The organism is Kineosporia sp. A_224 (genome assembly GCF_002198655.1).
In the GTDB taxonomy this organism is placed as follows: Bacteria; Actinomycetota; Actinomycetes; order Actinomycetales; family Kineosporiaceae; genus R-H-3.
In genome coordinates this window covers 19,956-27,386 of record NZ_MWLN01000241.1, presented here as the reverse complement: position 1 = coordinate 27,386, position 7,431 = coordinate 19,956, and the positions used below count along the sequence as shown (strand labels likewise).

Genomic DNA, 7,431 nt, shown 5'->3' with positions numbered 1-7,431 from the left:
CCCCGTGCCGCCCGCGCGGGCCGGTACGCCGCCCTCGCCGCCGCCTGCGGGCGGCACGGGGCGGTCGCCGTCCTCGCCGGCCACACCCTCGACGACCAGGCGGAGTCGGTGCTCCTCGGGCTCGCCCGCGGGTCCGGCGGCCGGTCGCTGGCCGGGATGGGGACGGTCCGGCGGCTGCCCGTCGCGGGCCCCCCGGACGCCGCCGTGCCGCTCCTCGTGCGGCCCTTCCTCGGGCTGCGCCGGGAGCGGACGGAGGAGGTCTGCCGGCAGGCCGGCCTCGAGCCCTGGACCGACCCGGCGAACGCCGACCCGGCGTACACCCGGGCCCGGGTCCGGGCCGCGACGGCGCTGCTGTCCGACCTGCTCGGCCCGGGGCTGCCGGAGGCGCTGGCCCGCACGGCCGACCTGCTCCGCGAGGACGCCGACGCGCTCGACGCCGCCGCGCTCGACCTGCTCGCCGCGGCGCTCGCCACGGCCGCGGACGGCGCCGCGCAGACCGCCCTGCAGACCGGGCCGCTCGCCCTCGACGTGGCCGTCCTCGCCGCCGCGCCGGACGCCGTCCGCCGGCGGGCGCTGCTCGTCGCCGCCCGCCGGGCCGGCAGCCCCCCGGGGGCGCTGGGGCGGCGCCACGTGCTGGCCCTGGACGCCCTCGTCGTCGCCTGGCGCGGCCAGGGCGAGGCACACCTGCCGGGTCACGTCACGGGCCGCCGGGTCTGTGGCAGGCTTCTGCTCGCCACCGGCACCCGGTGAACCGGTCCGACCGACGGAGTGACGTGGACGCCAGCGACATGGGCAAGGACCTCGAACGGGTCCTGCTCACCGAGGATCAGATCCAGCAGCGGCTCTCCGAGATGGCCGCGCGCATCGACGAGGACTACGCCGGGCGGGACCCGCTGCTCGTCGGCGTGCTCAAGGGCGCCGTCATGGTCATGGCCGACCTCACCCGCCACCTGCACCAGGCGGTCGAGGTGGACTGGATGGCGGTCTCGTCCTACGGGTCGGGGACGAAGTCCTCGGGCGTCGTCCGGATCATGAAGGACCTCGACCGGGACATCACGGGGCGGGACGTGCTCGTCGTCGAGGACATCATCGACTCGGGCCTGACCCTGTCCTGGCTCCTGACGAACCTGCGCTCGCGCGGGGCGGCGTCCGTCGAGGTCTGCACGCTCCTGCGCAAGCCGTCGGCCGCCAAGGTCGCGGTCGACGTCCGGTACGTCGGGTTCGACATCGACAACGAGTTCGTCGTCGGGTACGGGCTCGACTACGCCGAGCGCTACCGCAACCTGCGCGAGGTCGGCACCCTCGCGCCGCACGTGTACACCGCCTGATACACCGCCTCATACACGGCCTGACGGACGCCGCGGCGACGGGTGCGGCCGGTGTGACGTTTGCGTCGCGTGCGCACCGGCGGAACACTGGACACGGGCCACCCGTTGCACAGCACGACGTCGGCCGTCAGGCAAGACCGGCGGACCGTGATCGTCGCCAGATGTCGCGGTGTACCGTCGTTGGCCTTACCGCGAGCAGGAGGGACGGGGCGAACCGCCCCCGGTGAATGGACGTCAAGAGAATTGTGCGCGGGCCCGTCATCTGGGTCATCGCTGCCGTCGTCGTCGTGCTCATCGGCTCCCAGGTGCTGCGGGGCGAGCAGTACGCGCCCGTCGACACCTCCGACGCGATCCAGCTGATCCAGGACAAGCAGGTCAAGTCGGCTAAGGTCATCAACGGCGACCAGCGCGTCGAGCTGACGCTGACGAAGCCGTTCAAGGGCCACGACGCCGTGTCGGCGCACTACGTCGACGCGCGCGGGGCCCAGATCGTCGACCTGCTCAACCAGAACAAGCCCGTCGAGGGCTTCACCGACGAGGTGCCCAGGACCTCCTGGGTGACCAGCCTGCTCGCGACCTTCCTGCCGCTGCTGCTCATCCTCGGCCTCTTCTGGTTCATCATGGGCCAGATGCAGGGCGGCGGTTCCCGCGTCATGCAGTTCGGCAAGTCCAAGGCGAAGCTCGTCAGCAAGGACATGCCGAAGGTGACGTTCGCGGACGTCGCGGGTGCCGACGAGGCGGTCGAGGAGCTCCAGGAGATCAAGGAGTTCCTCGCCGAGCCGGGCAAGTTCCAGGCCGTCGGCGCGAAGATCCCCAAGGGCGTCCTGCTCTACGGCCAGCCCGGTACCGGCAAGACGCTGCTCGCCCGGGCCGTCGCCGGCGAGGCGGGTGTGCCGTTCTACTCGATCTCCGGCTCCGACTTCGTCGAGATGTTCGTCGGTGTCGGTGCCAGCCGCGTCCGCGACCTCTTCGACCAGGCCAAGGCGAACGCCCCGGCGATCGTCTTCGTCGACGAGATCGACGCCGTCGGCCGGCACCGCGGCGCGGGCCTCGGCGGCGGCCACGACGAGCGCGAGCAGACCCTCAACCAGCTCCTCGTCGAGATGGACGGCTTCGACGTCAAGACGAACGTCATCCTCATCGCCGCGACGAACCGCCCCGACATCCTCGACCCCGCGCTGCTGCGCCCGGGCCGCTTCGACCGGCAGATCGCCGTCGACGCCCCGGACATGCAGGGCCGGCACCGGATCCTCCAGGTGCACGGCAAGGGCAAGCCGATGGCGCCGTCCGTCGACCTGCTCGCCGTGGCGCGCCGCACGCCGGGCTTCACCGGCGCCGACCTCGCGAACGTCCTCAACGAGGCCGCGCTGCTCACCGCCCGCGCCGGTGCCCGGGTCATCGACGACCAGGCCCTCGACGAGGCGATCGACCGCGTCGTGGCTGGGCCGCAGAAGCGCACCCGGATCATGAACGAGAAGGAGAAGAAGATCACCGCGTACCACGAGGGTGGCCACGCCCTCGTCGCGGCGGCTCTTCGCCACACGGACCCGGTCACCAAGATCACGATCCTGCCGCGCGGCCGGGCCCTCGGCTACACGATGGTCATGCCGACGGACGACAAGTACTCCACGACGCGCAACGAGATGCTCGACCAGCTCGCCTACGCGCTCGGCGGCCGGGTCGCCGAGGAGCTCGTCTTCCACGACCCGACGACGGGTGCGAGCAACGACATCGAGAAGGCGACCGCGATCGCCCGCCGGATGGTCACGCAGTACGGCATGTCCGAGCGGGTCGGCGCGATCAAGCTCGGCCAGGAGCAGGGCGAGGTCTTCCTCGGCCGCGACTACGGGCACCAGCGGGACTACTCCGAAGAGGTCGCGAGCGTCGTCGACGAGGAGGTCCGCCGCTTCATCGAGTCGGCGCACGACGAGGCCTGGGAGGCGCTCGTCGAGAACCGGCACATCCTCGACGAGCTCGTCATCGCGCTCTTCGAGAAGGAGACGCTCAACGCCGCCGAGATCGCCGCGATCTTCACCGGCGTCATCAAGCGGCCCGAGCGGCCGGTGTGGCTGTCGAGCGACCGCCGCGCGGTCTCCGACATCCCGCCGGTCCCGACGCCCGCCGAGCGCGCGGCGACCAACGGCAACGGGACGTCGCACGCCCCGTCGCCGGCCGGCGCCCCGGGCGGGGTCGCCTTCGACGGCGGTGTCTCGTTCGACGCCGACCCCGAGCACGGGGGCCTGCGCTGATCGACCCGGTGACGCTGCCGGACCAGGTGTCCGGCGGCGTCGAGGGGCGGCCGCCCTACGACGCCCCGCGCGTCGAGGCGGCCGTCCGCGAGATCCTCCTGGGCATCGGCGAGGACCCCGACCGCGACGGGCTGCGGGACACCCCGGCCCGGGTGGCCCGGGCCTACGCGGAGATGTTCGCGGGTCTGCGCCAGACGCCGCGCGAGGTGCTCTCGACGACGTTCGACCTCGGCCACGACGAGATGGTCCTCGTCAAGGACATCGAGGTCTTCTCCTGCTGCGAGCACCACCTCGTGCCGTTCCACGGCGTCGCCCACGTGGGCTACGTGCCCTCGCACGACGGCCGGATCACCGGGCTGTCCAAGCTCGCCCGGCTCGTGGACCTGTACGCGAAGCGGCCCCAGGTGCAGGAGCGGCTCACGACCCAGGTCGCCGACGCGCTCATGGAGATCCTCGAGCCGCGCGGCGTCATCGTCGTCTTCGAGTGCGAGCACCTGTGCATGTCGATGCGCGGCGTCCGCAAGCCCGGGTCCCGGACGGTCACCTCGGCCGTCCGCGGCCAGCTCCGGGACGCCGCGACCCGGGCCGAGGCGATGAGCCTCATCCTCGGCCGGTAGCAGCCGGGTCAGCCCCGGTCGAGGACGGCGCCCGCCGCCTGCGCGTCGCAGACGAGGACGTCGACGAGCCGGCCCGCGAGCGCCCCGTGGACCGGGTCGGCCTTGTCCGCCCCGGCGGCGATCCCGACGACCGTGGGGATCGCGGCGATCTCCGCGAGCGTGAGGCCGAGGACGCGGTCGTCGACCGGCCCGCGGACCGGCGCCCCGGCCGCGTCGAAGTAGCGGCCGGCGACGTTCCCCACCGGCCCCGAGGCCCAGAACTCCTGCCGCTCGCGGGCCGACGCATGGACCGCCCCGAGGATCGCCGCGGACGACCCGGCGACGACGCTGCCGATCCCGACGAGCGCGAGGTCGGCGGCCCGCGCCGTGGTGAGCGCCTCCGCGATCGCCGGTTCGGCGGTCATCGCCCGGCGTGCGTCCAGCGTCGCGAACCCGGCCGGCGCGTGGAAGTAGCGGTACGTCGCACCGAGCCGGGTCGCGAACTCGCGGACGAGCTCCTGGCTCGTGACGAACGACGCCCGCCCGGAGACCCCGCCGACGAGCTGGACGACCTCGGTCGACGACATCACCGTCGGGGTCACCGCCGCCACGACGGCCTGCAGCCCCTCGCCCCACGACATCGCGATCGTCATGCCGTCCGTGAGCTGCTCGCGCAGCCAGGTCCAGGCGAGCTCGCCGACGAGGTCGACCGAGCGCACCCCGACCTCGTGGACGTGGCTCGCGACGACCGCGGCCGTGAGCCCGAACCGGTCGACGAGGGCGCGCTCGAGCGCGAGGTCGCGGCGGACCCGCTCGTGGATCCGGATCTCGACGATGCCCCGCTCCTGGGCCGCGGTGAGCATCCGGGAGACGTTCGAGCGGCTCGTCCCGAGCAGGCCCGCGATCTGCGCCTGCGAGCGGTTCTCCCGGTAGTAGAGCTTCGCGACCTGGATGAGCGAGGCCTCGTCACGGGGCGAGCTCACGGCGGACCTCCGCGTACGGCGTCGTCGGCGCCGCGCGGGCCGCGTCGGCGGCCCCATTCTCGCGCCCGGCCCGCGGCGGCGGGCGCGACGTCCCGTCACCCGGGGTGTCCGGTGCTGCACACTCCTGGGATGAGCGTCGGGCCGAACATCGGGTGGATACGTCGATACCGGCGCACGAACCTGCGGGCCGACGTCACCGCGGGGCTCGTCGTCGCGGCGCTCGCGGTGCCGCAGGCGCTGGGCTACGCCGTCGTGGCGCACGTCCCCGTCGAGGTCGGGCTCTACACGCTGCCGCCGGCGCTGCTCGCGTACGCCCTCTTCGGGTCCTCGCGGCTGCTCGTCGTCGGGCCGGTGTCCACCGTCAGCGTCCTGTCCGGCTCGCTCGTCGGCACGCTCGCCGGGGGCGACACCGCGCGCGCCGTCGAGCTGACGAGCTCGCTGGCCGTCGTCGCCGGGATCGTCCTGGTCGCAGGCGGCCTGCTGCGGGTCGGCTGGGTCGCGGAGTTCCTCAGCGAGCCGATCCTGTCCGGCTTCGTCACCGGGCTCGTCGTCCTCATCGTCGTCGGCGAGATCCCGGGCCTGCTCGGGCTCGGCACGCCGCAGGGCAACGTGCTGAGCCGGGTCGGTGCCCTCGTCGGCGGCCTGCCCGACGCGAACTGGGTCACCGCGCTGGTCGGGGCGCTGGCGCTCGCCGTCCTGTTCGGCGGCAGCCGGGTCGACGCCCGGGTGCCCTGGAGCCTCGTCGTCCTCGTCGCCGGCGTCGTCGTCGCCCGGACGGCCGGGCTCGAGGCGCACGGCGTCGCGCTCATCGGTCACGTCCCGTCCGGCCTGCACCTGCCCCGGCTGCCGCTCCCGGCGGCCGACGACCTGCCCGCCCTCGTCACCGGCGGGCTCGCGATCGGCGCCGTCGGTCTCGCCGAGGGGCTCGCCGCCGCCCGGCTGTTCGCCGCCCGGTCCGGTGCCCACGTCGACGCCGACACCGAGCTCCTCGCGCACGGTGCCGCCGACCTGGCCGCCGGGCTCGCGGGCGGGATGGGCGTCGCGGGCAGCCTGTCGAAGACCGCGGCCGCGGCCCGGGCCGGGGCCCGGAGCCAGATGACCGGTCTCGTCGCCGCCGCGGCCGTCGTCTCGGTGCTGCTCTTCCTCGCCCCGCTCGTGTCGGCGCTGCCGAAGGTCGTCCTGTCCGCGATCGTCGTCCACGCGGTCTGGGGCCTGGCCCGGGTGCGGGCCTTCGCCCGCTACCGGGCGATCCGGCGCAACGACGTCACCGCCGCCACGGTGGCCCTCGTCGGCGTCCTCGCCCTGGGCCCGCTCGCCGGGCTCGGGGTCGCCGTCGCGCAGTCGATCCTCGGCCTGGTCTACCGGTCGATCCAGGTGACGATCGACGAGATGGGCAAGGTCCAGGGCGAGAAGGCGGCCTGGGGCGCGGTCGCCCGGCACCCGGAGCGCAGGACGGTGGACGGCGTCCTCGTGCTGCGGCTGTCCGGCCCGATGTTCTGGGCGAACGCGGCGACCGTCGTCGACGAGATCGCGCTGGCCGTCGTCGACCACCCCGGCACCCGGGTGCTCATCCTCGACCTCGAGGCGACCAACCAGCTCGACACGACGACCGTGGACCGGCTCGCGGCCCTGCTGACCCGGCTGCGCGGCGAGGGGGTCGACCTCTACCTGGTCCGGGTCTTCGAGGACGTCCGCGCGGTGATGTCCCGCTCCGGGTTCATGGCCGACCTCGACCCGACGGGCCGGATGTGGCACTCGATCTCGGCCGGCGTCCGGGCGGCCCGCAAGGCGATCCGCGCGGCAGGGCCGGACGGCGTCCCGGCGCCGGTGCTCGAGGGGCCGTACCCGGCCGCGGGCACCGTCCCGGAGCCGCCGGTGGACGAGGAGGACGAGGTCCTCGAGGCCGCGGAGACGGACGGCGCGTCCGCGGACACCGACGAGGAGCGGATCGCCGCCCGCCACGAGCACGAGCCTGCGCCCGGCCGGCGGCCGCGGCCCCGGCCCCGAGCCGGTGCGTGACCGGGCGGTGACTGCACCGGTGCCCCGGGACGGCTCGGAAGCACTTTCGTAACACGTCCGAAACCTGTTGCGCCCCAAGGGGTCTCGCCGACCGCGCGAAGGCCTCCACGTTCGGCGGATCCCGCGTTGTTTCTCGGGGGGCGATAGGCCAGAATGACGCCACCACCCGGTCCGGCAGCGTCCCTGCGACCCGCGTGGCCCAGCACCGCCGCACCACCCTTTCGCACCGAATCCCTTGCACGGCCGTACGGCCGTC

6 protein-coding genes are annotated in these 7,431 nt (G+C 74.1%); 5 read left to right on the top strand and 1 reads right to left on the bottom strand.

Annotated features, from left to right (window positions below):
• The 4 genes from EDJALFJO_RS32975 to folE form a co-directional block, all read left to right on the top strand.
• On the top strand, nucleotides 1-750 hold a 750-nt coding region (locus EDJALFJO_RS32975), incomplete at its 5' end, for an ATP-binding protein (protein ID WP_198950876.1).
• 23 nt (nucleotides 751-773) lie between these two features.
• Nucleotides 774-1,328: a hypoxanthine phosphoribosyltransferase gene (hpt, locus tag EDJALFJO_RS32970; RefSeq protein ID WP_088290865.1), complete on the top strand. Its 555-nt coding sequence runs from the start codon at nucleotides 774-776 to the stop codon at nucleotides 1,326-1,328.
• Nucleotides 1,329-1,555: 227 nt separating this feature from the next.
• Nucleotides 1,556-3,577, top strand: coding sequence for an ATP-dependent zinc metalloprotease FtsH (ftsH, locus tag EDJALFJO_RS32965; protein WP_088290864.1), 2,022 nt, complete (start codon nucleotides 1,556-1,558; stop codon nucleotides 3,575-3,577).
• Nucleotides 3,574-4,194, top strand: coding sequence for a GTP cyclohydrolase I FolE (gene folE, locus EDJALFJO_RS32960; protein WP_088290873.1), 621 nt, complete (start codon nucleotides 3,574-3,576; stop codon nucleotides 4,192-4,194). The genes ftsH and folE overlap by 4 nt, the downstream gene beginning before the upstream one ends.
• 8 nt (nucleotides 4,195-4,202) lie before the next feature.
• Here folE and EDJALFJO_RS32955 read toward each other — a convergent pair whose 3' ends face one another.
• Nucleotides 4,203-5,156 (bottom strand): sugar-binding transcriptional regulator, encoded by a 954-nt coding sequence (locus EDJALFJO_RS32955; RefSeq protein WP_088290863.1) that lies wholly within the window; start codon nucleotides 5,154-5,156, stop codon nucleotides 4,203-4,205.
• 129 nt (nucleotides 5,157-5,285) lie between these two features.
• Between EDJALFJO_RS32955 and EDJALFJO_RS32950 the strand changes: the two genes are divergently transcribed.
• Nucleotides 5,286-7,175 carry a SulP family inorganic anion transporter gene (locus EDJALFJO_RS32950; RefSeq protein WP_088290862.1) on the top strand — a complete coding sequence of 630 codons (1,890 nt, stop codon included), beginning with the start codon at nucleotides 5,286-5,288 and terminating at the stop codon, nucleotides 7,173-7,175.
• The last annotated feature ends 256 nt before the right edge of the window (nucleotides 7,176-7,431 follow it).

Bases quoted from the DNA above. Each gene is read 5' to 3' on its own strand.
- ftsH (WP_088290864.1), top strand. From the start codon at position 1,556: ATGGACGTCAAGAGAATTGTGCGCGGGCCCGTCATCTGGGTCATCGCT.
- EDJALFJO_RS32950 (WP_088290862.1), top strand. From the start codon at position 5,286: ATGAGCGTCGGGCCGAACATCGGGTGGATACGTCGATACCGGCGCACG.